Genomic DNA, 22,539 nt, shown 5'->3' with positions numbered 1-22,539 from the left:
TGGTGCTACTTGCGGCCGGCGTTGATCAGCTCGGCGTGCTCCTGGAGCGACATCACTCCGACCTCGTCGCGCAGCAGCCGGTCGATGCCCTGGACGGCCGCGCCCATCGCCTGGACGGTGGTCAGGCAGGGCACCGCGCGGGCCACGGCCGCGGTGCGGATCTCGTAGCCGTCGAGGCGGCCGCCGGTGCCGTACGGCGTGTTGATGATGAGGTCGACCTCGCCGTCGTGGATCAGCTGGACGATGGTCCGCTCGCCGTTCGGGCCCTCGCCCTCGCTGTGCTTGCGCACCACGGTGGCGGGGATGCCGCCGCGCTGGAGCACCTCGGCGGTGCCGGCGGTGGCGAGCAGCTCGAAGCCGAGGCCGACCAGCGCCCGGGCCGGGAAGACCAGGTTGCGCTTGTCCCGGTTGGCCACCGAGACGAAGACCTTGCCCTTGGTCGGCAGCGCGCCGTAGGCACCGGTCTGCGACTTGGCGTAGGCCGTGCCGAAGACCTTGTCGATGCCCATGACCTCACCGGTCGAGCGCATCTCCGGGCCGAGCACGGTGTCCACCCCGCGGCCGTGGACGTCGCGGAAGCGGCTCCACGGCATCACGGCCTCCTTGACCGCGATCGGCGCGTCGGCGGGCAGCGTGCCGCCGTCGCCCTCGGCCGGCAGCAGGCCCTCGGCGCGCAGCTCGGCGATGGTGGCGCCGAGCGAGATCCGGGCGGCGGCCTTGGCCAGCGGCACGGCGGTCGCCTTGGAGGTGAACGGGACGGTCCGGGAGGCGCGCGGGTTGGCCTCCAGGACGTAGAGGATGTCCCCGGCCAGCGCGAACTGGATGTTGATCAGGCCCCGGACGCCGACACCGCGCGCGATGGCCTCGGTGGAGGTGCGCAGGCGCTTGATGTCGAAGCCGCCGAGGGTGATCGGGGGCAGCGCGCAGGCGGAGTCGCCGGAGTGGATGCCGGCCTCCTCGATGTGCTCCATGACGCCGCCGAGGTAGAGCTCGGAGCCGTCGTAGAGCGCGTCGACGTCGATCTCCACCGCGTCGTCGAGGAAGCGGTCGATGAGCACCGGGTGCTCGGAGATCAGACCGGCGTGCCGCTCCAGGTACGAGGCGAGCGAGGCCTCGTCGTAGACGATCTCCATGCCGCGGCCGCCGAGCACGTAGGACGGGCGGGCGAGCACCGGGTAGCCGATCTCGTCGGCGATCGCCTTGGCCTCCGCGAAGGAGAAGGCGGTGCCGTGCTTGGGCGCGGGCAGGCCGGCGTCGCGCAGGACGCGGCCGAAGGCGCCGCGCTCCTCGGCGAGGTCGATCGCCTCGGGCTGGGTGCCGACGATCGGCACGCCGTTGTCCTTGAGCGCCTGGGCCAGGCCCAGCGGGGTCTGGCCGCCGAGCTGGACGATCACCCCGGCGAGCGGGCCGGCCTGCTGCTCGGCGTGGACGATCTCCAGCACGTCCTCCAGGGTGAGCGGCTCGAAGTAGAGCCGGTCGGAGGTGTCGTAGTCGGTGGAGACGGTCTCCGGGTTGCAGTTGACCATGACGGTCTCGTACCCGGCGTCGGCGAGCGCGAAGGAGGCGTGCACGCAGGAGTAGTCGAACTCGATGCCCTGGCCGATGCGGTTCGGGCCCGAGCCCAGGATGATCACGGCGGGCTTGGTGCGCGGGGCGACCTCGTTCTCCTCGTCGTAGGACGAGTAGAAGTACGGGGTCTTGGCGGCGAACTCGGCGGCGCAGGTGTCGACGGTCTTGAACACCGGGCGGATGCCGAGGGCGTGGCGCACCTCGCGGACGACGTCCGGCTTCAGCCCGCGGATCTCGCCGATCTGCTGGTCGGAGAAGCCGTGCCGCTTGGCGTGGCGCAGCAGCTCGGGGGTGAGCTCGGCGGCCTCGGCCAGCTCGGCGGCGATCTCGTCCAGCAGGAAGAGCTGGTCGACGAACCACGGGTCGATCTTGGTGGCCTCGAACACCTCCTCCGGGGTGGCGCCGGCCCGGATGGCCTCCATCACGGTGTTGATCCGGCCGTCGGTCGGCACGACCGCCTTGGCCAGCAGCTCGGCCTTCTCGCCCACCGGGCCGGTCCAGGAGAACTGGGAGCCCTTCTTCTCCAGCGAGCGCAGCGCCTTCTGGAGCGCCTCGGGGAAGTTGCGGCCGAGGGCCATGGCCTCGCCGACCGACTTCATGGTCGTGGTCAGCGTCGCGTCGGCGCTCGGGAACTTCTCGAACGCGAACCGCGGCACCTTGACCACGACGTAGTCGAGGGTCGGCTCGAAGGAGGCCGGGGTCTCCTCGGTGATGTCGTTGGGGATCTCGTCCAGGGTGTAGCCGACGGCCAGCTTGGCGGCGATCTTGGCGATCGGGAAGCCGGTGGCCTTCGAGGCGAGCGCCGAGGAGCGGGAGACGCGCGGGTTCATCTCGATGACGATGACCCGGCCGTCCTCGGGGTTGACGGCGAACTGGATGTTGCAGCCGCCGGTGTCGACGCCGACCTCGCGGATGACGGCGATACCGATGTCGCGCAGGATCTGGTACTCGCGGTCGGTGAGGGTCATCGCCGGGGCGACGGTGATCGAGTCACCGGTGTGCACGCCCATCGGGTCGAAGTTCTCGATGGAGCAGACGACCACGACGTTGTCGTGCTTGTCGCGCATCAGCTCCAGCTCGTACTCCTTCCAGCCGAGGATGGACTCCTCCAGGAGCACCTCGGTGGTCGGCGAGAGGGTCAGGCCCTGGCCGGCGATGCGGCGCAGGTCCTCCTCGTTGTGGGCGAAGCCGGAGCCGGCGCCGCCCATGGTGAAGGAGGGGCGGACGACGACCGGGTAGCCGCCGAGCGTGTCGACGCCGGCCAGCACCTCGTCCATGGTGTGGCAGATGACCGAGCGGGCGGACTCGCCGTGGCCGATCTTGGCGTTGACGGCCTCGACGACACCCTTGAAGAGGTCGCGGTCCTCACCCTTGTTGATCGCCTCGACGTCGGCGCCGATCAGCTCGACGCCGTACTTCTCCAGCGTGCCCGCCTTGTGCAGCGAGATCGCGGCGTTGAGCGCGGTCTGGCCGCCGAGGGTCGGCAGCAGCGCGTCGGGGCGCTCCTTGGCGATGATCTTCTCGACGAACTCCGGGGTGATCGGCTCGACGTAGGTGGCGTCGGCGATCTCCGGGTCGGTCATGATCGTGGCCGGGTTGGAGTTGACCAGCACGACCCGCAGGCCCTCGGCCTTGAGGACCCGGCAGGCCTGCGTACCCGAGTAGTCGAACTCGGCGGCCTGGCCGATCACGATCGGGCCGGAGCCGATCACCAGGACGGACTTGATGTCAGTGCGCTTAGGCACGCTGGCCCTCCATGAGCTTCACGAAGCGGTCGAACAGGTAGGCGGCGTCGTGCGGACCGGCGGCCGCTTCGGGGTGGTACTGCACGCTGAAGGCGGGGACGTCGAGCGCCTGGAGGCCCTCGACCACGTCGTCGTTGAGGCAGACGTGGGAGACCTCGACCCGCCCGTAGGCGGTGTCGCTCACCTTGTCCAGCGGGGCGTTCACGGCGAAGCCGTGGTTGTGGGCGGTCACCTCGACCTTGCCGGTGGTGCGGTCCTGCACCGGCTGGTTGATGCCGCGGTGGCCGTACTTGAGCTTGTAGGTGCCGAAGCCCAGGGCGCGGCCGAGGATCTGGTTGCCGAAGCAGATCCCGAAGAACGGGGTCCTGCGCTCCAGCACGCCCTGCGCCACGGCGACCTGGTGGTCGGCGGTGGCCGGGTCGCCCGGGCCGTTGGAGAAGAAGACACCGTCGGGGTTGACGGCGTAGACGTCCTCCAGGGTGGCGTTGGCCGGCAGCACGTGCACCTCGATGCCGCGCTCGGCCATCCGCTGCGGGGTCATCGCCTTGATGCCGAGGTCCAGCGCGGCGACGGTGAACCGCTTCTCACCGATCGCGGGCACCACGTACGGCTCGGTGGTGGCGACCTCGGCGCACAGGTCGGCGCCCTTCATCTCGGGCGACTGCTGCACCCGGGCGAGCAGGGTGGCCTGGTCGGCCAGCGCCTCGCCGGAGAAGATGCCGCAGCGCATCGCGCCGCGCTCGCGCAGGTGGCGGGTCAGCGCGCGGGTGTCGATGCCGCTGATGCCGACGACGCCCTGGTTGACCAGTTCCTCGTCGAGCGGGCGGCGGGAGCGCCAGTTGGAGGCGACCCGGGCGGGGTCGCGCACCACGTAGCCGGCGACCCAGATCTGCTTGGACTCGTCGTCCTCGTCGTTCCAGCCGGTGTTGCCGATCTGCGGGGCGGTCATCACGACCACCTGGCGGTGGTACGACGGGTCGGTGAGGGTCTCCTGGTAGCCGGACATGCCGGTGTTGAAGACCGCCTCGCCGAAGGTCTCACCGAGAGCGCCGTAGGCCTGGCCGCGGAAGGTCCGGCCGTCCTCCAGGACGAGCACAGCGGGCGTACGCTCCCGCCGTTGGCGCTGCGTGGTGGGGGCAGGTGCGGTCATTGGGCGGCCTCTTCCGTCTTCGTCTTCGTGCGTGTTGCGAGCTGAGCGATCGCCTCGACCCAGGCGGCGTGCTCATCGGGGTGGTCGGCCCGGAAGCCGGAGTCCAGCTCGGAGCCCTCGTGCGTCCAGGTGACGACGAGCAGCCCGGAGGGGACGACCTTGCCGGCGATCCCGGAGTCCGTGCGGGCACCGGTCAGGTGTTCGGCCGGGATCCAGAAGTCGACGTCACCGGGGCGCTGCACCAGCAGGCCGTCCTCGCCGAGGGTGAGGTCGGCACGGCTGCGGGTGCCCAGGCCGTGCGCGACGACCCGGTCGAGCCAGTTCCCGGCGGTGGTCGTGCCGTGGTACCGGCCGCTGGTCTCCAGGAGGGTGCGCCCGGCGCGGGCCGGCACGGCCGGCAGCGGCGGGATGCCGGACTGCAGGGTGCGCCGCCAGTTCCAGCCCTGGCGCATCAGCCAGTAGACGAGGCCGATCACGATCAGCAGGCCGACGGACCAGCCGATGTAGCCGGGCCAGTTGGTGACCTTCGCCTGCTCCTGGGCGAGCGTGGCGTGGTACATCACTCCGTGCCGCCCTGCTCGGCCGGCTCGCCGGCCAGCACGGTGGCACGCCCGCGCAGGAAGGTGGCGTGCACCCGTCCGGGCAGGTCCAGGCCCTTGTAGGGGGTGTTGCGGCTGCGGGTGGCGAAGCTGTCCGGGTTCACGACACCACGGTACGCGGGATCGAACAGCACCAGGTTGGCCGGCTCACCCACCGAGATCGGCCGACCGTGGCCGGCGAGACGGCCGATCCGGGCCGGGCGGTGCGACATCCGGTCCGCGACGCCCTCCCAGTTCAGCAGGCCGGTGTCGACCATGGTCTGCTGCACGACCGACAGTGCGGTCTCCAGGCCGACCATGCCCATCGCGGCCACGGCCCACTCGCAGTCCTTGTCCTCGGCCGGGTGCGGCGCGTGGTCGGTGGCGACGGCGTCGATGGTGCCGTCGGCCAGCGCCTTGCGCAGCGCCTGGACGTCCTCGGCGGTGCGCAGCGGCGGGTTCACCTTGTACACCGGGTCGTAGGTGCGGACCAGCTCGTCGGTGAGCAGCAGGTGGTGCGGGGTCACCTCGGCGGTGACGTCCCAGCCCTTGGACTTGGCCCAGCGGACGATCTCGACCGAGCCGGCCGTGGAGAGGTGGCAGACGTGCAGCCGGGAGCCGACGTGCGCGGCGAGCAGCACGTCGCGGGCGATGATCGACTCCTCGGCGACGGCCGGCCAGCCGCCGAGCCCGAGCTCGCCGGAGACCTGGCCCTCGTTCATCTGGGCGCCCTCGGTCAGCCGCGGCTCCTGGGCGTGCTGGGCGACGACGCCGTCGAAGGCCTTGACGTACTCCAGGGCGCGGCGCATCAGCACCGCGTCGTCCACGCACTTGCCGTCGTCGGAGAAGACCCGGACGCCCGCGGCGGACTCGTGCATCGCGCCGAGCTCGGCGAGCTTCTTGCCCTCCAGGCCGACGGTGACGGCGCCGACCGGCTGCACGTCGCAGTAGCCGGCCTCCTGGCCGAGCCGCCAGACCTGCTCGACCACGCCGGCGGTGTCGGCCACCGGGGTGGTGTTGGCCATCGCGTGCACGGCGGTGAAGCCGCCCATCGCGGCGGCCCGGGTGCCGGTCAGCACGGTCTCGGCGTCCTCGCGGCCGGGCTCGCGCAGGTGGGTGTGCAGGTCGACCAGCCCGGGCAGGGCGATCAGCCCGGTGGCGTCGATCTCGATGTCCGCCTCGACCGTCAGGCCGGTGCCGATCTCCTTGATCACACCGTCGGCGAGGTGGAGGTCCTGCGGGGCGCCGTCCAGGATCCTGGCGTTGCGGATCAGGTAGCTGACCATGGTGCCGGTTCGCTCGCTGCTCTCGTTCACTGGGCGGTCTCCACGGAGTCGGTACGGGGGGTTTCGGCGGGCGCGTCGGCGAAGACGGCGCCGCCGAGCAGCAGGTAGAGGACGGCCATCCGGACGGAGACGCCGTTGGCGACCTGCTCGACCGCGGTGCAGCGCGGCGAGTCGGCGACCTCGGCGGTGATCTCCATGCCGCGGACCATCGGGCCGGGGTGCATCACGATGGCGTGGTCCGGCAGCTGGGCCATCCGGCGGCCGTTCATGCCGTAGCGACGGCTGTACTCGCGCTCGGTCGGGAAGAACGCGGCGTTCATCCGCTCGCGCTGCACCCGCAGCATCATCAGCGCGTCCGTCTTGGGCAGCACGCTGTCCAGGTCGTAGCTGATCTCGCAGGGCCAGTTCTCGACCCCGATCGGCAGCAGCGTGGGCGGGGCGACGAAGGTGACCTGCGCGCCGAGGGTGTTCAGCAGGTGGACGTTGGAGCGGGCGACCCGGCTGTGCAGGACGTCACCCACGATGGTCACCCGGCGGCCGGCCAGGTCGTGGCCGGCACCCGGGTTGAGGTGGCGGCGCATGGTGAAGGCGTCGAGCAGCGCCTGGGTGGGGTGCTCGTGGGTGCCGTCACCGGCGTTGATCACGCTGCCGTGCAGCCAGTCGGACTGGGCCAGCCGGGCCGGCGCGCCGGAGGCGTGGTGGCGGATGACCACCGCGTCGGCGCCCATCGCCTGGAGGGTCAGCGCGGTGTCCTTGAGGCTCTCGCCCTTGGAGACCGAGGAGCCCTTGGCGGAGAAGTTGATGACGTCGGCCGACAGGCGCTTCTCGGCGACCTCGAAGGAGGTCTTCGTCCGGGTGGAGTCCTCGAAGAAGAGGTTGACGACGGTGCGGCCGCGCAGCGTGGGCAGCTTCTTGACGGCCCGGCCGGAGAGCTGGGCCAGCTCCTCGGCGGTGTCCAGGATCAGCAGCGCGTCGTCGCGGCTGAGATCGGCGGCGGAGACGAGGTGGCGCTTCACGCGGGTTACTCCGGGAGGTGCGGTTCGGACGGCTTGGCTGCCATGGCCTGCGAGGAACGTGCGGTGAAGTCGCGGTCCCCGACCAGGACGGCGTCCACGCCGTCGCTGTCGGACAGGCGCACCTGCACGGCCTCGCGCAGCGAGGTGGGGAGGTTCTTGCCCACGTAGTCGGCGCGGATCGGCAGCTCGCGGTGGCCGCGGTCGACCAGGACGGCGAGCTGGACGGCGCGCGGGCGGCCGATGTCGTTCAGAGCGTCGAGCGCGGCACGGATGGTGCGGCCGGAGAAGAGCACGTCGTCGACCAGGATGACGAGCTTGCCGTCGATGCCGCCGGGCGGGATCTCGGTGTGCTCCAGGGCGCGGGCGGGCTTCAGCCGCAGGTCGTCCCGGTACATGGTGATGTCCAGGGTGCCCAGCGGGATCTCGCGCCCGGTGATCTGGGCCAGCCGGCCGTGCAGGCGGCGGGCGAGGTGGACGCCCCTGGTGTGGATGCCGAGCAGCACGACGTCCTCCGCGCCCTTGGCGCGCTCGACGATCTCGTGCGCTATCCGGGTGACGACCCGGGCGATGTCCGTGCCGTCCAGCACCTGGTGCGGCGGCCGGGGCGTCGGTTCGTGGTGTGCGGTCATGCCGAAGCGGACCTCCTTCCCCGCCTCACGGGACGGGCCTTAAAGGATGTCTGGGATGGCCCCCGCCGACGGGGCGCGGGCTCCGGTCATCCTACCAGCGCGCCGGATCGCAAACAGACGTCCATCATTCCGCTTCCCCGGGTTAACACTCCGGACGCGCCGACGATGCGGGCCATTCGCACGACTGCCCCATTCGGCTTGACGCAACTACCTTACTCTACGTAACCTCACAGTGAGTTACGAGACGGACGTCGGACCCACCGGTAACGACGTCGGCAATCGCCCGTGACCCACCACTGAACGCGAAGCAATCTCGTCCGGGGAGATCAATGTCCAGCGACTACGCGAAGCAACTCGGAGGCAAGCTCCGAGCGATCCGCACTCAGCAGGGGCTCTCCCTGCACGGTGTCGAGGAGAAGTCCCAGGGGCGCTGGAAGGCAGTCGTCGTCGGTTCGTACGAGCGTGGTGACCGTGCGGTCACCGTGCAGCGGCTGGCCGAACTGGCGGAGTTCTACGGCGTCCCGGTGCAGGAGCTGCTGCCCGGCGGCACGCCCGGCGGTGCGGCCGAGCCGCCGCCGCGCCTGGTCCTCGACCTGGAGAGACTGACCCAGGTCCCCTCCGAGAAGGCCGGCCCGCTGCAGCGCTACGCGGCGACCATCCAGAGCCAGCGCGGTGACTACAACGGCAAGGTGCTGTCGATCCGCCAGGACGACCTGCGTACCCTGGCCGTCATCTACGACCAGTCGCCGTCGATCCTCACCGAGCAGCTGATCTCGTGGGGCGTACTGAACCCCGACGCGCGCCGTGCGGTGCGCGAGGAGGACGCGAGCTGAGGCTCACCGCACCGGCTCCGGCCAGCGGATCCAGGCACGATCCAGCACTCGTTTCCGTAGTGCTGGCAAGCAGAAACGTCACGGCGCGGCTCCCCGGATCGGGGGCCGCGCCGCGGCGTGGGCACACCACCCCGGGGCGGCGCGGGCGTCAGCAGACCGTCCCCAGGCTGTAGCCGGGCTGCGCCGCCACGCCGTCCAGCCGGACCGGCCGGTCGGCCGGCGCCCACTCCTGCCCGCCGCTCGACCAGGCCCAGGAGGCCGGCAGGTACTCCCCGCAGGAGGCGGCCGTTCCCTGCGAGCCGTGCAGCACCGCGACGCCCGGCAGCTCCAGGGCCAGCCCGGTGCAGAGGACCGCGCAGACCAGCTCCAGGTCCTCGTCGTTGATCCGGACCACGCCGTCCTCCCACTGGAGCACCCGCGCCGCCGCGGTCAGCGCCCCGCCGGGTGCGTCCACCCGCAGGCGCAGCTCGTACACGCCGGCGCCCGCGCCGACCAGCATCCGCCGGAACACCTCGCCCCCGCGCTGGTAGGCGGCGTGTACCCAGGCGGCGTGCGCCTCGTCGGGCGCGCCCGCGCCCCCGCGCAGGCCCCCGTCGAGCAGCAGGTCGGCGTGGCAGAGCGTCAGCCCGTTCTCCCGGGCGCGCACCAGGCGCGGCACGAAGTCCCCGGCCAGCTCCTCGCCCTGGTACGCGAGCAGCTGGGTCTGCAGGGCCGGGTTGACCAGGTAGCGGTCGCGGGCGGCGGGCTCGGCCGGGTCCAGCCCGTGCAGCACGCAGAACTCCTCGAAGTCCTGCGGGTGGAACATCCGGGCCCGGACGGTGTCGAACCGCTCCAGCGCCTCGGCCAGCAGCTCGGCGGTGTCGGCCAGGTAGCGCTCGTGGTCGGGGGCGTCGGAGATCCCCCAGGCACGGGCCCGGGCGAAGTCGGCGGCGTTGGTGAGCACCCCGATGACGAACGCCTGCTCGGCGCCCTCGGCCCGCCGCGGCCGGTGCGACGCCCGTACCGCGGGCCGCGAGCCGCCGGCGGTGCAGTCGGAGTTGCGGCGGGCACGCCCCAGGTGACTCATGCGCCCACCTCGCAGCGCTCGGCAGGGGCATTCGCCCACACGCGCCTGTCGACTGTTCGCTCGCTGCGCTCGCTCACGGGATGGCTCCTGGCTTCGGCGGTCGGGTCATCGTTGACGGTCAGCGGCGGGCTCGCCGCTGACCGTCTTCCTCCCCATCCGCGCGCGCCGCACACGTACGGCGTGTCACAGGAATGTAACCACCGGTAATAGCACTGCTGCCGGACCTACCGCGGCACCCGGGCCAGCTGACGGGACTGCGCGACCAGCCGGCCGGACTCGTCCCAGATCTCCGCGTCCTCCTCGAAGTAGCCCCCGGCCAGGTTGCGGGTCGCGTGGGTGACCCGCAGCCAGCCGGGCACGGGCTTGGCGCGCAGGTGGACGGTCAGCTCGATGGTGGGCGCCCAGCCCGGCAGGCCGAGGTCGAAGGTGACCGGCGGCAGCGCGTCGGCGACCAGCAGGAGCAGCAGCGGGTCGGGCTCGCGGCCGTCGGCGAGCCGGAACCAGCCCTGGATCCGCCCGTTGCCGGAGGGCTGTCCGAGCGCCCAGCCGACGGTGGCCGGGTCCAGCCGCAGGTCGAACCGCTCCAACAGGGCCGCCTGGGCGATCAGCTCCTTGGGCGCGTGTTCGACGCCGATGCACTGGTCCGGCGGCGGCAGCTGCGGCGGCTGCGCGCTGGTGCGCACCTCGCCGTCGGCGTCGGCGAGGTCGCCGTGGCCGGCCACCACGCGCAGCCGCTCGACGCCGTCCTGGCTGAGCGAGGCGGTGCCGGTGGACAGGCCGCGGCCGGTGCGCAGCACCTCGGTGCGGACGGTGGCCGGGCCGGGAACGGAGGCGGACAGGTAGTAACCACTGATCGACACCGGGTCCGGGTGGATGCCGTGCTCCAGCGACAGCGCGTGTCCGGCCACCGCGAGCAGCAGTCCACCGTTCACCCCGCCGCCGATCTGCCAGCCGGCACCGAGCTCGGCCTCGTAGCGGCCGGCCTCCTCGGGGTGCCTGGTCAGGGCGATGCCCTGGTCGAACTCGCTGCGGATCGCCGTGGTCATGTGGGGACCTGCCTTCACGCGTGGCTCCGGACGTCAAGTTACTGACGAGTAGTCCCTCACCTTACGCCGCCCGGGTGAAACGCGGAACGGCCGCCGGACACCTGTTCGGGTCCGACGGCCGTCCACGGGGCCGACCTGCTACCGGCGGATGCTCGGCTTCAGTTCGAGGAAACGGGCGAGCATGCCGTTGACGAAGGCCGGAGAGTCGTCCGTGGAGAACTCCTTGGCGATCTCGACGGCCTCGTCCAGGACGACGGCGTCCGGGACGCCGTCCTCCCAGATCAGCTCGTACGCACCGAGCCGCAGGACGTTGCGGTCCACGATCGGCATCCGGTCGAGCGTCCAGCCCACGGCGTACTGCTCGATCAGGTCGTCGATGCGGCGGGCGTGCTGGACGTACCCCTCGATGAGCTCCATGGTGTACTCACCGACCTGCGGGGTGCCCTCGTCGGGCTTGGGCTCGCGGGCGCGGGCCACCCAGTCGGCGAGGACCTGCTGCGGGTCTACCCCGCGGTGGTCGGCCTCGAAGAGGATCTGGAAGGCCCGGGTCCGGGCCTTGCTGCGTGCGGCCGACACGGACTTACTTCACCCGGCCGAGGTAGCTGCCATCGCGGGTGTCGACCTTGACCTTGTCGCCGGTGACGACGAACAGCGGGACCTGGATCTCGGCACCGGTCTCCAGGGTGGCCGGCTTGGTGCCACCGGTGGAGCGGTCGCCCTGGACGCCCGGCTCGGTCTCGGAGATGACCAGCTCGACGGCGGCCGGGAGCTCGATGTACAGGACCGAGCCCTCGTTCTGCGCGACCAGGGCCTCGAAGCCCTCCAGCAGGTACTTGGCGGCGTCGCCGACGACGGCCGGCTCGATGGTCAGCTGGTCGTAGGTGTCCATGTCCATGAACACGAAGTTCTCGCCGTCCTTGTACGAGAACTGCATGCCGCGCTTGTCGACGTTGGCGGTCTCGACCTTGGTGCCCGCGTTGAAGGTCTTGTCGACGACCTTGCCGGTCAGGACCTCCTTGAGCTTGGTACGCACGAAGGCCGGGCCCTTGCCGGGCTTGACGTGCTGGAACTCGACGACGGACCAGAGCTTGCCGCCCTCCAGCTTGAGGACCATGCCGTTCTTGAGATCGTTCGTGGAAGCCACGGGCGCACTTACTCCTGGATATAGCTGTCAAGGAACCAAGGGGTTGCGTCCTGCCGCCGACGGCCGCCGGGAGGCCGCGGTCACAGGGCGAGGAGCTCCTTGGTGGTGATGGTGAGCAGCTCGGGCCCGCCCTCTTCGAGGGGGCGCACGACGAGCGTGTCCTCGATCCGGACCCCGCCCTTGCCCGGGAGGTGGACCCCTGGGCCGACGGTGACCGGTACGCGGCTGTCCAGTTTACCCATGTCCGACGGGCCGAGGCGCGGCGCCTCCCGGATCTCCAGCCCGATGCCGTGGCCCACCGGGCGCGGGGACGCCTCGGTGTGGCCGGCCGCCTCCAGGACCTGCCGGGCCGCCCGGTCGGGTACGCACTGCTCCACCCCTGGTCCGAGCGCCTCCCGCCCTGCCCGCTGGGCCCGGAAGACCAGCCGGTGCAGCTCCACCTGCCAGGGCGCGGGGGTGGCGCCGATCACGAAGGTGCGGGCGGTGGAGACGCCGTAGCCGCGGTACTGGGCGCCCATCACCACGGTCAGGAAGTCGCCCTCCTCCACCCGGCGGTCGGTCGGCTGGTGGGCGGCCTGGCCGGAGTGGCTGCCGGTGCCGACCGAGACCGGGAAGGCCGCCCGGTCGGCGCCGTGGTCGATCATCCGGCGCTCCAGTTCCATCGCCAGGTGCCGCTCGGTGCGGCCGACCAGGATCGACTCCAGCAGCTCGCCGAGCGCCTGGTCGGCGATCTCGGCGGCGATCCGCAGGTCGGCGATCTCGCGCTCGTCCTTGATCACCCGCAGCCGCTCGACCGTCTGCCCGAGGTCCACCAGCCGGGCCCCCTCGGACCGGCCCCCCACCGCCCGGTGCCGGCTGACGGTCAGGTCGTGCTCCTCCACCGCCAGGCCCGACACCCCGGCCCGTACGGCGGCGGCCGCGGCGGCCAGCGCGGTGTCCGAACCGGCCGCCACCGGCATCCGGGTGACGTCCGGAGCGATCAGGTGCTCCCCGGAGTCGTCCGGCGGCAGGTCGTCCGGCAGTGCGAGCAGTGCCCGTTCCCTGGTCAGCAGCAGGCTCGCCCCGCAGGGCGCGCAGCCCGTCAGGTACCGCACGTTCGCCGCACGGGTGATCAGCGCCGCGTCGGCCCCGGCCGCACTGCAGTGCTCCCTCACCCGCTCCCGCCGCCCCGCGTACGCATCCGCCATGCGTCGAGCCTACGAACCCCCGGCCCGAACCGCCCGCCGAGCACCCCCGACAGAACCCCCGGTGCCCCTTGCACGCCCCCTGCGCGACCGCGCCGTCACTCTCGGACACGCGCCGTGACCCCCGCTCCCCCACGCGCCGCACACCGAGGGCTCCCCGCCCCTCGGCGGCACCCATCCCTCACCGTCCGTCATCACTCGTTCACCGCTCGTCCGGGTCGAGCAGGCCCCGCCGCGGCGCGGGATCGCGCCACCGAAGCCGGGCGCGACCGGTGGGCCGACAGTGGGCGGACACGGGCGCTCCCCGGCGCCCGGGAATGGGCCGGGCCGGGCTCGCGTTGGACCCTGCGAAAACGACTTCCATTTCGGTGTACGGTCCCGGCCCGACGCCCGGGACCCGAAACCCCGGACCCCAGGAGGACGCCCCATGGCCCGCAGCGAACTGCGCCCGGTGATCAAGCTCCGCTCCACCGCCGGCACCGGCTTCACGTACGTGACCCGCAAGAACCGCCGCAACGACCCGGACCGGATGGTCCTGCGCAAGTACGACCCGGCGGCCGGCCGGCACGTCGACTTCCGCGAGGAGCGCTGACCCCGCACACACGAACGGCGCCTCCCCGGGCTCGGGGAGGCGCCGTTCCGTCCGCTCGACGGCTCAGCGCGGCGGCGGGACGGAGACCACCATGGTCAGCCGCAGCACCCGCTCCCCCGCGTTGCGGTAGACGTGCGCGTACGAGGCGTCGAAGGAGACCGTGCCGCCGGCCGGCACCGGATGGTCCGTACCGTCGTGGACCAGGGTCAGCTCGCCCTCGTCGACCCGGACGATCTCCACCGTCCCGGCCGGGTGCGGCTCGGAGGAGTACTCCTCGCCCGGCTCCATCCGCCACTCCCAGAGCTCCAGCGGCCCGGGCGCCTCGATCCCGTGCAGCAGGGTGCCGGTCCCGCCGGACGGCCCGGTCCACAGCGGCACGACCTGGTCACCGGGCACGATCCGGACGTCCGGGCCCTTCTCGTAGTCGAGCAGCGTGGCGATCGAGACGCCGAGCGCGTCGCCGAGCCGGACCACGGTGGCCACGCTCGGGTTGGTACGGCCCTGCTCGATCTGGACGATCATGCCGCGGCTCACCCCCGAGCGGGCGGCGAGGGCGTCCAGGGTGTGGCCGCGCTCGGTGCGCAGCCGCTTGAGGTTGTGGGCGAGCGCCCGGGAGACGAGGTCGGGGTCCGGCACGCGGGAGTCCTCCGGTGTCCACTGGCTGGAACAGTACAAAATATTCTTCGGAAAGTTCAGTTCATTGCACTACGCTGCCGTCTCGGCAACGAGTCCATCCGACTGTACTTCGGAGTACATTGTGCTGTCCTCGATCTGCGGAGCCTCGCGGTGACCGCCCTGCTCGCCCTCGCCGCCGGCCTGCTCTGGGGCGTCGCCGACTTCGGCGGCGGCGCGCTCGCCCGACGACTGCCCGCACTCACCGCGACCGGGCTCGCCGACGTCGCCGCCAACGGGGTCTACGCGATGGCCTCGCACCGCGGCTCGGCCGCCGTGGCCGCCGTTCTCTCCTCGCTCTACCCGGTCGTCACCGCACTGATGGCGCGCGGGGTGTTCAAGGAGCGGCTGCGCCCGGTCCAGGCGGTCGGCGCCGGGCTCGCCGTCGCGGGCACGCTGCTGCTCGCGGCCACCTGAGTCACGAGTTCCCGGGCGTCCAGCGCTGCTCGACCCGGGCCAGCTTCCAGTACCCGATCGCGATCGCCCAGACCACCACGAACAGCCCGGCGATGGCGTAGCCGACGTTGTCCAGCGAGATGTCCGCGATGAACCCGGTGACCGGGTCGGTCAGACCGAGCTTCTCGTGCAGCACCCCGACCAGCTCGATGGTGCCGATGATGAAGGCCACCGCGATCGACAGACCGGTGATGGTCAGGTTGTAGTACACCTTCCGGACCGGATTGGCGAAGGCCCACTGGTACGCGAAGTTCATGAACGTCCCGTCCAGGGTGTCGAACAGGCTCATCCCGGCGGCGAACAGCAGCGGCAGGCAGGCGATCGCGTACCAGGGCAGGCCGGAGGCCGCACCCGAGCCGGCCATCACCATCAGGGTGACCTCGGTCGCGGTGTCGAAGCCCAGGCCCAGCACCATGCCCACCGGGAACATCTGCCCGGGCCGGGTGATCGAACGGGTCGCCCGGTTCAGCACCCGGGCCATGAAGCCGCGCGAGTCGAGGTGCGCCTCCAGCTCCTTCTCGTCGAACCGCCCGGCCCGCATCGCCCGGAACACCTTGAGGATGCCGAGCAGCGCCGCCAGGTTGAGTGCGCCGATCAGGTAGAGGAACGCGCCGGAGGCCGTCGTACCGACCATCCCGAGCCACTTGTGGGTGGTCGACTCGTCGTCCATCAGCGTGTTCGCCAACTGCGCGCCGCCCGCCACCAGGGCGGCCATCAGCACCACCATCGAGGAGTGTCCGAGGGCGAACCAGAAGCCCACCGAGACCGGCCGCTTGCCGTCCGCCATCAGCTTGCGGGTGGTGTTGTCGATCACCGCGATGTGGTCGGCGTCGAAGGCGTGCCGCATGCCGAGGGTGTACGCGGTGATACCCAGGCCCACCCCGAAGACCTGGGTGCCGACCGCGTACTTCTCGGGTGCGACCAGGAAGATCAGCGTCCCGAAGGCCACCACGTGCATGGCCAGGATCACCACCATCAACCCGGCCGTACGGACGGTGTCCTCGCGCCGCCATCTGAAGGTGGGCAGGACGGAAGGGGCCGCCTTCGCCCCGGCGGCAACGGTTTCGGGCAGGGTCATCTGCGGATCACGCTCCAGCACCTCGTGGAAAACCTCGTGAGATGCCGTGGCCGGTCTCCTGGCTTACGGGACGCCCGTACCCGCCTTCCCAGGCGCGCGAGGCGCCCAGTGGCTCCGTGGGTACGGACGACGTTCCTCCGCAGGCGGAGGAACGACCCGATCACAGTGGCGAGGGCCGCTCCGGGCTGGGACCCCTGAGGGTCCGTCACCGGTCTTCCCGAGCACCACGGCGGGCTACACCGTAGGGGCCGGGCCCGACCCGTGCAAGGCTGCGCACCTGCGCAGGTGTCCAGGATCACAGCGGAGCGCCTGCAAGAATGTCCGCATGCATCTCGTACCGGCCGACCGCGCGGGCCACCGCACCATCGACGGGCACCGGGTCTGCGAGGCCATCGCCGCGATCGGCGACCCCGCGCACGTCCGGTCCTGGGCCGAGCGGTTCTCCCTGCTCGCCGACCCCGGGCGGCTCGCCCTGCTGCTCGCCCTCCACCGGGCCGGCCCGCTCGCCGTCACCGACCTCGCGGTCGCCACCGGTATGCGCGACCCCGCCGTCTCCCAGGCCCTGCGGCTGCTCCGCACGGCAGGCGTGGTCACCGGCGACCGGGACGGACGAGTGGTGCGCTACCGGCTCGTGGACGAGGCCATGCGCCCCCTCCTGGACGAGTGCGCCGCCGCCGAGCACCACGAACCCAGCGCGGCCGCGGGCTGACTCCTTCCCGCGCCGGCCCGGGAAGGGTGCGGCGCGCCGGAGGCGGCCCCTGCCAGTACGATCATGGTGTGCCGTCCCACCCCCACGCCTGGCCCGCCGACCGCTGGAACACCGACCCGGTCAAGGCCCGCGTGCTGGCGGTCGCCCGCACCCTCACCTCCGCCACCCGGGTCCTGGACGTCCTCTCCCTGCTGAGCCCGCACGGCATCGACCTCTACTTCACCGTCAACCCCGGTTCCGCCTTCGCCGACCGCGCCCTGGACGAGTACCTCCACGGCCTGCCCGGCTTCACCGTGCTGGACTGGGAGGACGCCGTCCGTCGCCACTTCGACCTGGCCGTCGCCTGCGCCGTCCACTCCTCCATGCACCGTCTGGACGCCCGCCTCGTCGTCCTCCCGCACGGCGCCGGCTACAACCGCCTGGTCACCGAGTCCACCGGCGACACGATCAGCGCCGCCGGCCTGTCCCGCAACGAACTCACCCACCACGGACGGGTGTTCGTGGACGTCCTCGGCCTCTCCCACCCCGAACAGCTGGACCGGCTGCGGGTCTCCTGCCCCGAGGCGCTCGACGTCGCCAAGGTGGTCGGCGACCCGTGCTTCGACCGGATGCTCGGTAGCCGGCGCTCCCGTGACGGCTACCGCGCCGCGCTCGGCGCCACCGGCGGCCGACGGCTCGTCGTCGTCAGCTCCACCTGGAGCGAGCACTCGTTATTCGGCCGCCGTCCCGACCTGCCCCAGCGGCTGGTCCGCCAACTGCCCGCCGACGAGTACACGGTGGCCGTCGTCCTGCACCCCAACGTGTGGAGCCGCCACGACCCCGCGGCGCTGCTCGACGACGCCCGCCGGATGGGCCTGCGCCTGATCCCGCCCCACCAGGGCTGGCAGGCCGCACTCGTCGCCGCCGACTGCGTGATCGGCGACCACGGCTCGGTCACCGTCTACGGCGCCGCCCTGGACCACCGCACCATGCTCGTCGCCACCGGCGCCGCCGAACTCGACCCGCGCTCCCCCAGCTACGCCTTCGGCCAGGCCGCACCCGTCCTCGACCCGGACGGGGACCTCGCCGCCCAACTCGAACTGGTCCTGGCCCGGGACCCGGCCGATCTGAGCGACATCACCGGCCGATCGCTCGCCCACCGCGGCGAGTCCGCCCGGCTGCTGCGCCCGCTGCTCTACTCCTTCCTGGAGGGACTGGACGAACCCCGGGACGAACCGGCCCTTCTGCCCTACCCCAGGCCCGTTCCATGCCCCGCGGCCACCGAGGGGCCCACCGCGTACGACGTCGAGGGCACGAGCGGGGGCACGGACGTCAGCCTCCGGCGCTACCCCTTCGACCCGAACGACCACACCCCGCGCGGCTTCCACGCCCTGACCGACGAACACCCGGGCGACGCCCTGCGCTACACCGCCGAGGTCCTCGCCCGCACCGCGGTGCACGCCGAACGCCCCGCCACCCGCTGGCTCGCCGACACCATCGCCGAACTCCCCGGCCTCGCCGTCGCGGTGGCCGCCCTCGGCCCGGCCCGCCACCTGCTCCGGCTGCGCACCGGCCTGCTGCTGGAGGCCCGCGCCGAACCGGACTGGGGCTGCCCCGACCCCGGCATCGACCCGCTGCTGCTCGGCTCCGCCGTGGCCTGCTGGCTCGCCGACGGCGGCGACCCGGCCGGCCTGCCCGAGCACGGGCTCACCGTCCGCACCGGCCGGCACCACACCCGGGTGTCCTTCCGGACGGGGCCCTAACCCGCCAGTTGCCGCAGCCGCTCGCGGCTGCGCTCGGCCAGCCCCGCGTCGTCCAGCTCCTCGGCGAGGGCGAGGAGCAGGGTGTGCGCCTGCGCCTCCTTCGCGTACTGGCTCCGCCTCTCGGCCTGCCGGGCACAGTCCTGCGCGTGAGCGACGGCGAGATCCAGCTGCCCGAGCGCCCGGTGGGCCCGGGCGCGGACCAGCGGCAGCTTCATCAGCATGTCGTCGTCCCCGGTGGCCACGGCCCGCCCGGTGGCCCCGGTCAGCACGGTCAGCGCCTCCTCGGCGCGCCCGTCGGCGATCAGCGCCTGCGCCAGGTTGTAGCTCTGGACGATCTCGCCGTGGTCGTCGCCCCGGTTCTCCGCCAGGGCCAGCGTGAACCGCTCCACCGCGTCGCCCGGGCGGCCGTCGGCCAGGCAGAGCAGGCCGTCGGTCTCGTAGAGCACCCCGACCACCTGACGGTCGGTCACCAGCGGCACCTGCTCCGTGGCGAGCGCCAACTGCTCGGCGGCGAGCCGGTACTCCTTGCGCTCGTAATGGGCGCGGGCGAGCTGGTTGCGCATCCGGACCACGGCGTCCGGCCGGTTGTCCCACTGGGCCGACTCGATGCCGAGCCGGTGGGTCGCGATCCAGTCCTGGTAGAGCTTCCGGCCGTGGTAGAGCAGCCAGAGCGACTCGCAGAGCCGCCACACCTCGCCGTGCCACCCCTGCGCGGCCGCCTCCTCCACCACCGCACGGAAGTTGGCGCGTTCGGCGTACAGCCACTCCAGGGCCGCGGTCCCGGAGGGGAAGCCGGGCAGGTCGTCACCGCTCCGGTCCTGCAGACGGAGCCGCTTCCCGGCCAGCGCGCGGTCGGCGACCGACGCCCGGCCCCGGTAGTACGCGACCACACCGGCGAGGAGTTCCCCGCGGTCGGACAGCTCCCGCGTCCGACCGTAGGCGTGCAGCCGCACCACGTCGTGGGCCCGGAAGCGGTTCTCGCGGTCGTCGTCGTCCACCACCTCGTCCAGCAGGTGGACGCCACGCAGCTCCTTGATCGCCCGCTCGGCCCGCTCGACGCCGACCGCACGTGCCAGTTCGGCGGACACGAAGGGACCGGGGTGCACCCCGATCAGGTGGTAGAGCGCCCGCCCCTGTGCCGACAGCCGCTCGTAGACCAGGTCGTACGTCGCGCCGAGATCGTTCTCCTCGTCCTCCAGCACCGCCAACCCGCCCTCCCGGTCGTGCAGTTCGGCCACCACCCGGCCGACCGGCAGGCTGTCCCGGTCCAGCAGCTGGCTCCCGACCGCGTTCAGCGCGAGCGGCAGCCCGCCGCACAGCTCGACCAGTTCCGCCAGTTCCCCGTCGGTGCCCCGCCCGGAGCCCACCCAGCCGCGCACCAGTTCGGCGCCCGCCGTCGCGCTCAGCGGCCCGAGTCGGCGCACCTGCGCGCCGTCCGTCCGCAGCGCGGGCAACCGCCGCCGGCTCGCGACCACCACCAGCCCGCTGGACGGGAGCAGTGCGCGGACCTCCGCGGCGTGCTCGACGTTGTCCAGGAAGAACAGGCACCGGCGCTCGGCGGTGGCGGTGCGGAAGGCTGTGAACCGCTCGGCCTCCACCGCCGGCGGCTCGGTGCCGAGGGCCCGGAGGAAGCCGGCCAGCAGCTCGGGGAGGTCCACCCCGCCCTGGTGCCGGTAGGCCTCCAGGTCGGCGTAGAGGTCCCCGCCCGGGAAGTGCTCCCGGTGGTCCTCGGTGAACTTGGCGATCAGCTCGGTCTTCCCGACCCCGCCGAGGCCGGTGAACACCACGACCCCGAGTCCGCCCTCCTCGACCCGACCCAAGGCCTCCGCGAGCGCGGCGAGTTCCGGCTCCCGGTTGACGAAGGGACCATGCGGAGGCCGGATCTGATGCGGCCTCGGCAGCGGCTCCCGCTCGTGGAAGTGCACCGACCCGATGTCCCGGGCCTGCACCACGTGGCCGCCCACCGTGGCACCTGACACGGTGTTGGCCACCTCGTGCCGTTCCATCCGCCTGCTCCCTCCGGCCGGTCGGCCCCAGCCTACGGGCTGGGCACCCGGCCGGAGGGGCCCTCGGGTGTCACCGGGGGGTGATCTCGCCCATCTCCGCCCAGCCGTCCAGGCCGGGGATCTCGGTCGAAACGATCCGCGGCTTGGCGGCCACCGCGTACGACAGTTCCTCCATGGCCTTGGCGAAGTGCGCGGACTCCACGTGCTCCTTGCCCGCGTCGCCGTCGCGGAACGCCTCGACCAGGACGAACTCGTTGGGGTCGTCGACGCTGCGGGACCACTCGAAGAAGAGGTTGCCGGGCTCGCGGCGGGTGGCCTGGGTGAACTCGTCGACCAGGCTCAGCCACTCGTCGGCGCGCTCGGGGCGGACCGGGAACTTGACCGTAATGAAGATCATGGGACTTCCTTTCGCTCCACGTTCACACGTGGCAGTGCGGACAGTGGCACGCGGCTCGGCGCGCACGACGTCCATCGTCGCAGGTCAGAGGGCTGCCTACGACACGGGGCCGGGCCCCGCTCACACCGCCTGGCAGGTCGGGCACCAGAAGAGGTTGCGGGCGGCGTGCTCCTCCGTCCGCACCTCGGTGCCGCAGACCAGGCAGGGCATGGCGGCCCGCCGGTAGACGTACACCTCGCCGCCGTGGTCGTCGACCCGGGGCGGGCGGCCCATCGCCTCGGGGGTGTGCTCGGGACGGACGGTGTCGATCCGGCCGGCGGTGACGCCCTCGCGCATCAGGGCGACGAGGTCGGCCCAGATCACGTCCCACTCCCGGCGGGTGAGGTCGCGCCCGGCCCGGTGCGGGTCGATACCGTGGCGGAACAGCACCTCGGCCCGGTAGACGTTGCCCACCCCGGCCAGCACCTTCTGGTCCATCAGCAGCGCGGCGACGGTCGTCCGGCTGCCCGATATCCGGCGCCAGGCGGCCTCCGGGTCGGCGTCGGCGCGCAGCGGGTCGGGGCCCAGCCGGGCGGCGACGGCGGCCTTCTGGTCCTCGGTGACGAGCGCGCAGGTGTTGGGGCCGCGCAGGTCGGCGTAGCCGTCCGCGTTCTCCAGCCGCAGCCGGACCAGCCCGACCGGCGCGGGCGCCGGGCCGGTGCCGAAGGTGAAGCCGCCGTAGAGGCCGAGGTGGACGTGCACCCAGGCACCCTCCTCGAAGCCGAGGAAGAGGTGCTTGCCGGTGGCCTCCGCACCGCTGAGCAGCTGCCCGTCGATCACCTTGGCCTCGTCGGCGAACCGGCCCTGCGGGCTGGAGACCCGCACCGGGCGGCCACCGAAGGCCTTCCGGTTCTCGGCGGCGAGGCGGTGGATGATGTGGCCTTCGGGCACGGGCGTCAGCTCCTCCGGGCGCTTCGACTGGACCTGTCCATCATCGCAGCCGGCTCCGACAGCTCCGCGACGCCGCAGGTCAGCGGACCGGAATGCCCATCAGCCGGGCCAGGATGACGCGGTCCAGCTCGGCGGCCGTCCCGGCGACGTCCAGGTAGGAGTTGTCGATGATCGGCAGCCCGGAGTTGTACCAGCCGGCCATCCGTCCGTGGATGCGGGCCACCTCCTCGTCCCCGAGGCGGCGGTTGCCGCTGCGCCGGGCGTTGCGGCGCAGCACCGAGTCCAGGCTGGGCAGCAGCACGACCGGGATCATGCCGGGGCCGATGTGCCGCTTCCAGCCGCCGAGGCCGATCGCCGGGCGGTCCGGGAAGACGGCGTCGTCGATGATGCAGGAGATGCCGTTGGCCAGGTAGTTGCGGCAGGCGAAGCCGCAGGTGCGGCGGGCCAGCCGGTACTGCGCCTCGGCGGAGTTGTTCCAGCCGGCCTGCGGGTTGGCGAAGCCGGACTGCACCCACTCGCGGACGTCGTCCAGGCTGATGTGCGCGGTCGGGGTGGGCCGCCGCTCGGCCCAGTGGCGGGCGACGGTGGTCTTGCCGGCCCCGGCCGGTCCGATCAGCAGGACGGCGATCGGCCCGGTGGGCGCGTGGTGCTGCGGCGGGTGGGTGGGCAGTTGGACGGGCGCGCCGGACGGCAGCACGAAGTGCCCGGTGC

General features: G+C 72.3%; 22 protein-coding genes and 1 riboswitch. Of the genes, 5 read left to right on the top strand and 17 right to left on the bottom strand.

Annotation, left to right across the window (positions count from 1 at the left end):
• Positions 1 to 5 precede the first annotated feature (5 nt).
• Genes carB through pyrR form a run of 6 tightly spaced genes read right to left on the bottom strand, consistent with a single transcriptional unit; the run spans position 6 to position 7,973 of the window.
• On the bottom strand, positions 6 to 3,314 hold the full coding sequence (gene carB / locus KS423_RS08260) for a carbamoyl-phosphate synthase large subunit (protein WP_224276693.1): 3,309 nt from the start codon (positions 3,312 to 3,314) through the stop codon (positions 6 to 8).
• Entirely contained in the window at positions 3,307 to 4,464 is a 1,158-nt protein-coding gene (carA, locus tag KS423_RS08255) for a glutamine-hydrolyzing carbamoyl-phosphate synthase small subunit (RefSeq protein WP_224276691.1), read from the bottom strand. Before carA ends, carB begins: the two co-directional genes overlap by 8 nt.
• Positions 4,461 to 5,024, bottom strand: coding sequence for a hypothetical protein (locus KS423_RS08250; protein WP_224276689.1), 564 nt, complete (start codon positions 5,022 to 5,024; stop codon positions 4,461 to 4,463). Before KS423_RS08250 ends, carA begins: the two co-directional genes overlap by 4 nt.
• Entirely contained in the window at positions 5,024 to 6,328 is a 1,305-nt protein-coding gene (locus KS423_RS08245; RefSeq protein WP_224276702.1) for a dihydroorotase, read from the bottom strand. The genes KS423_RS08250 and KS423_RS08245 overlap by 1 nt, the downstream gene beginning before the upstream one ends.
• A 26-nt stretch (positions 6,329 to 6,354) precedes the next feature.
• Positions 6,355 to 7,344 (bottom strand): aspartate carbamoyltransferase catalytic subunit, encoded by a 990-nt coding sequence (locus tag KS423_RS08240; protein WP_224276687.1) that lies wholly within the window; start codon positions 7,342 to 7,344, stop codon positions 6,355 to 6,357.
• 5 nt (positions 7,345 to 7,349) lie between these two features.
• A complete protein-coding gene (gene pyrR / locus KS423_RS08235) occupies positions 7,350 to 7,973 on the bottom strand; it encodes a bifunctional pyr operon transcriptional regulator/uracil phosphoribosyltransferase PyrR (RefSeq protein WP_224276685.1) in 624 nt (207 codons plus the stop codon).
• 329 nt (positions 7,974 to 8,302) lie between these two features.
• Here pyrR and KS423_RS08230 point away from each other — a divergent pair, with 329 nt between their 5' ends.
• On the top strand, positions 8,303 to 8,806 hold the full coding sequence (locus tag KS423_RS08230; RefSeq protein ID WP_030056198.1) for a transcriptional regulator: 504 nt from the start codon (positions 8,303 to 8,305) through the stop codon (positions 8,804 to 8,806).
• A 148-nt stretch (positions 8,807 to 8,954) separates the two neighbouring features.
• Here the strand turns inward: KS423_RS08230 and KS423_RS08225 are convergent, their stop codons facing one another.
• The 5 genes from KS423_RS08225 to KS423_RS08205 form a co-directional block, all read right to left on the bottom strand.
• Complete coding sequence (locus KS423_RS08225; RefSeq protein ID WP_224276683.1) at positions 8,955 to 9,872, bottom strand: hypothetical protein; 918 nt, start codon at positions 9,870 to 9,872, stop codon at positions 8,955 to 8,957.
• A gap of 224 nt (positions 9,873 to 10,096) precedes the next feature.
• Positions 10,097 to 10,918, bottom strand: coding sequence for a thioesterase family protein (locus KS423_RS08220; protein ID WP_224276681.1), 822 nt, complete (start codon positions 10,916 to 10,918; stop codon positions 10,097 to 10,099).
• 138 nt (positions 10,919 to 11,056) lie between these two features.
• On the bottom strand, positions 11,057 to 11,494 hold the full coding sequence (gene nusB, locus KS423_RS08215) for a transcription antitermination factor NusB (protein ID WP_030290257.1): 438 nt from the start codon (positions 11,492 to 11,494) through the stop codon (positions 11,057 to 11,059).
• A gap of 4 nt (positions 11,495 to 11,498) precedes the next feature.
• Complete coding sequence (gene efp / locus KS423_RS08210) at positions 11,499 to 12,062, bottom strand: elongation factor P (protein WP_224276679.1); 564 nt, start codon at positions 12,060 to 12,062, stop codon at positions 11,499 to 11,501.
• Between the two features lie 80 nt (positions 12,063 to 12,142).
• Positions 12,143 to 13,249 (bottom strand): Xaa-Pro peptidase family protein, encoded by a 1,107-nt coding sequence (locus tag KS423_RS08205; RefSeq protein ID WP_224276677.1) that lies wholly within the window; start codon positions 13,247 to 13,249, stop codon positions 12,143 to 12,145.
• A gap of 424 nt (positions 13,250 to 13,673) precedes the next feature.
• Here KS423_RS08205 and rpmG point away from each other — a divergent pair, with 424 nt between their 5' ends.
• Entirely contained in the window at positions 13,674 to 13,838 is a 165-nt protein-coding gene (gene rpmG / locus KS423_RS08200; RefSeq protein ID WP_030056206.1) for a 50S ribosomal protein L33, read from the top strand.
• A gap of 63 nt (positions 13,839 to 13,901) precedes the next feature.
• Here rpmG and KS423_RS08195 read toward each other — a convergent pair whose 3' ends face one another.
• Entirely contained in the window at positions 13,902 to 14,474 is a 573-nt protein-coding gene (locus KS423_RS08195; protein WP_224276676.1) for an XRE family transcriptional regulator, read from the bottom strand.
• 150 nt (positions 14,475 to 14,624) lie between these two features.
• Between KS423_RS08195 and KS423_RS08190 the strand changes: the two genes are divergently transcribed.
• Positions 14,625 to 14,927, top strand: a complete 303-nt coding sequence (locus tag KS423_RS08190) for an EamA family transporter (RefSeq protein ID WP_374119919.1) — start codon at positions 14,625 to 14,627, stop codon at positions 14,925 to 14,927.
• Position 14,928: 1 nt separating this feature from the next.
• Here KS423_RS08190 and KS423_RS08185 read toward each other — a convergent pair whose 3' ends face one another.
• Positions 14,929 to 16,044 (bottom strand): HoxN/HupN/NixA family nickel/cobalt transporter, encoded by a 1,116-nt coding sequence (locus tag KS423_RS08185; RefSeq protein WP_224276674.1) that lies wholly within the window; start codon positions 16,042 to 16,044, stop codon positions 14,929 to 14,931.
• Positions 16,045 to 16,074: 30 nt separating this feature from the next.
• Positions 16,075 to 16,288, bottom strand: a riboswitch (cobalamin riboswitch).
• Positions 16,289 to 16,369: 81 nt separating this feature from the next.
• Between KS423_RS08185 and KS423_RS08180 the strand changes: the two genes are divergently transcribed.
• Together KS423_RS08180 and KS423_RS08175 are read left to right on the top strand one after the other, a co-directional pair.
• Positions 16,370 to 16,753, top strand: coding sequence for a metalloregulator ArsR/SmtB family transcription factor (locus KS423_RS08180; RefSeq protein ID WP_224276672.1), 384 nt, complete (start codon positions 16,370 to 16,372; stop codon positions 16,751 to 16,753).
• Between the two features lie 68 nt (positions 16,754 to 16,821).
• Positions 16,822 to 18,495 (top strand): hypothetical protein, encoded by a 1,674-nt coding sequence (locus tag KS423_RS08175; protein WP_224276670.1) that lies wholly within the window; start codon positions 16,822 to 16,824, stop codon positions 18,493 to 18,495.
• On the opposite strand, the gene KS423_RS08170 is transcribed toward KS423_RS08175, so the two are convergent.
• From KS423_RS08170 to KS423_RS08155, 4 genes are all read right to left on the bottom strand, one after another.
• Complete coding sequence (locus tag KS423_RS08170; RefSeq protein ID WP_224276668.1) at positions 18,492 to 20,501, bottom strand: AAA family ATPase; 2,010 nt, start codon at positions 20,499 to 20,501, stop codon at positions 18,492 to 18,494. The genes KS423_RS08175 and KS423_RS08170 overlap by 4 nt on opposite strands.
• A 70-nt stretch (positions 20,502 to 20,571) precedes the next feature.
• Positions 20,572 to 20,898 (bottom strand): putative quinol monooxygenase, encoded by a 327-nt coding sequence (locus KS423_RS08165; RefSeq protein WP_224276666.1) that lies wholly within the window; start codon positions 20,896 to 20,898, stop codon positions 20,572 to 20,574.
• 120 nt (positions 20,899 to 21,018) lie between these two features.
• Positions 21,019 to 21,828, bottom strand: a complete 810-nt coding sequence (locus KS423_RS08160) for a DNA-formamidopyrimidine glycosylase family protein (protein ID WP_224276664.1) — start codon at positions 21,826 to 21,828, stop codon at positions 21,019 to 21,021.
• A 79-nt stretch (positions 21,829 to 21,907) separates the two neighbouring features.
• A partial coding sequence (locus KS423_RS08155) for an AAA family ATPase (RefSeq protein WP_224276662.1) occupies positions 21,908 to 22,539 on the bottom strand: 632 nt, incomplete at its 5' end.

The sequence above is a fragment of the Streptomyces sp. LS1784 genome (genome assembly GCF_020103755.1).
GTDB lineage: Bacteria > Actinomycetota > Actinomycetes > Streptomycetales > Streptomycetaceae > Kitasatospora.
This window is presented reverse-complemented; position numbering and strand designations above follow the sequence as displayed.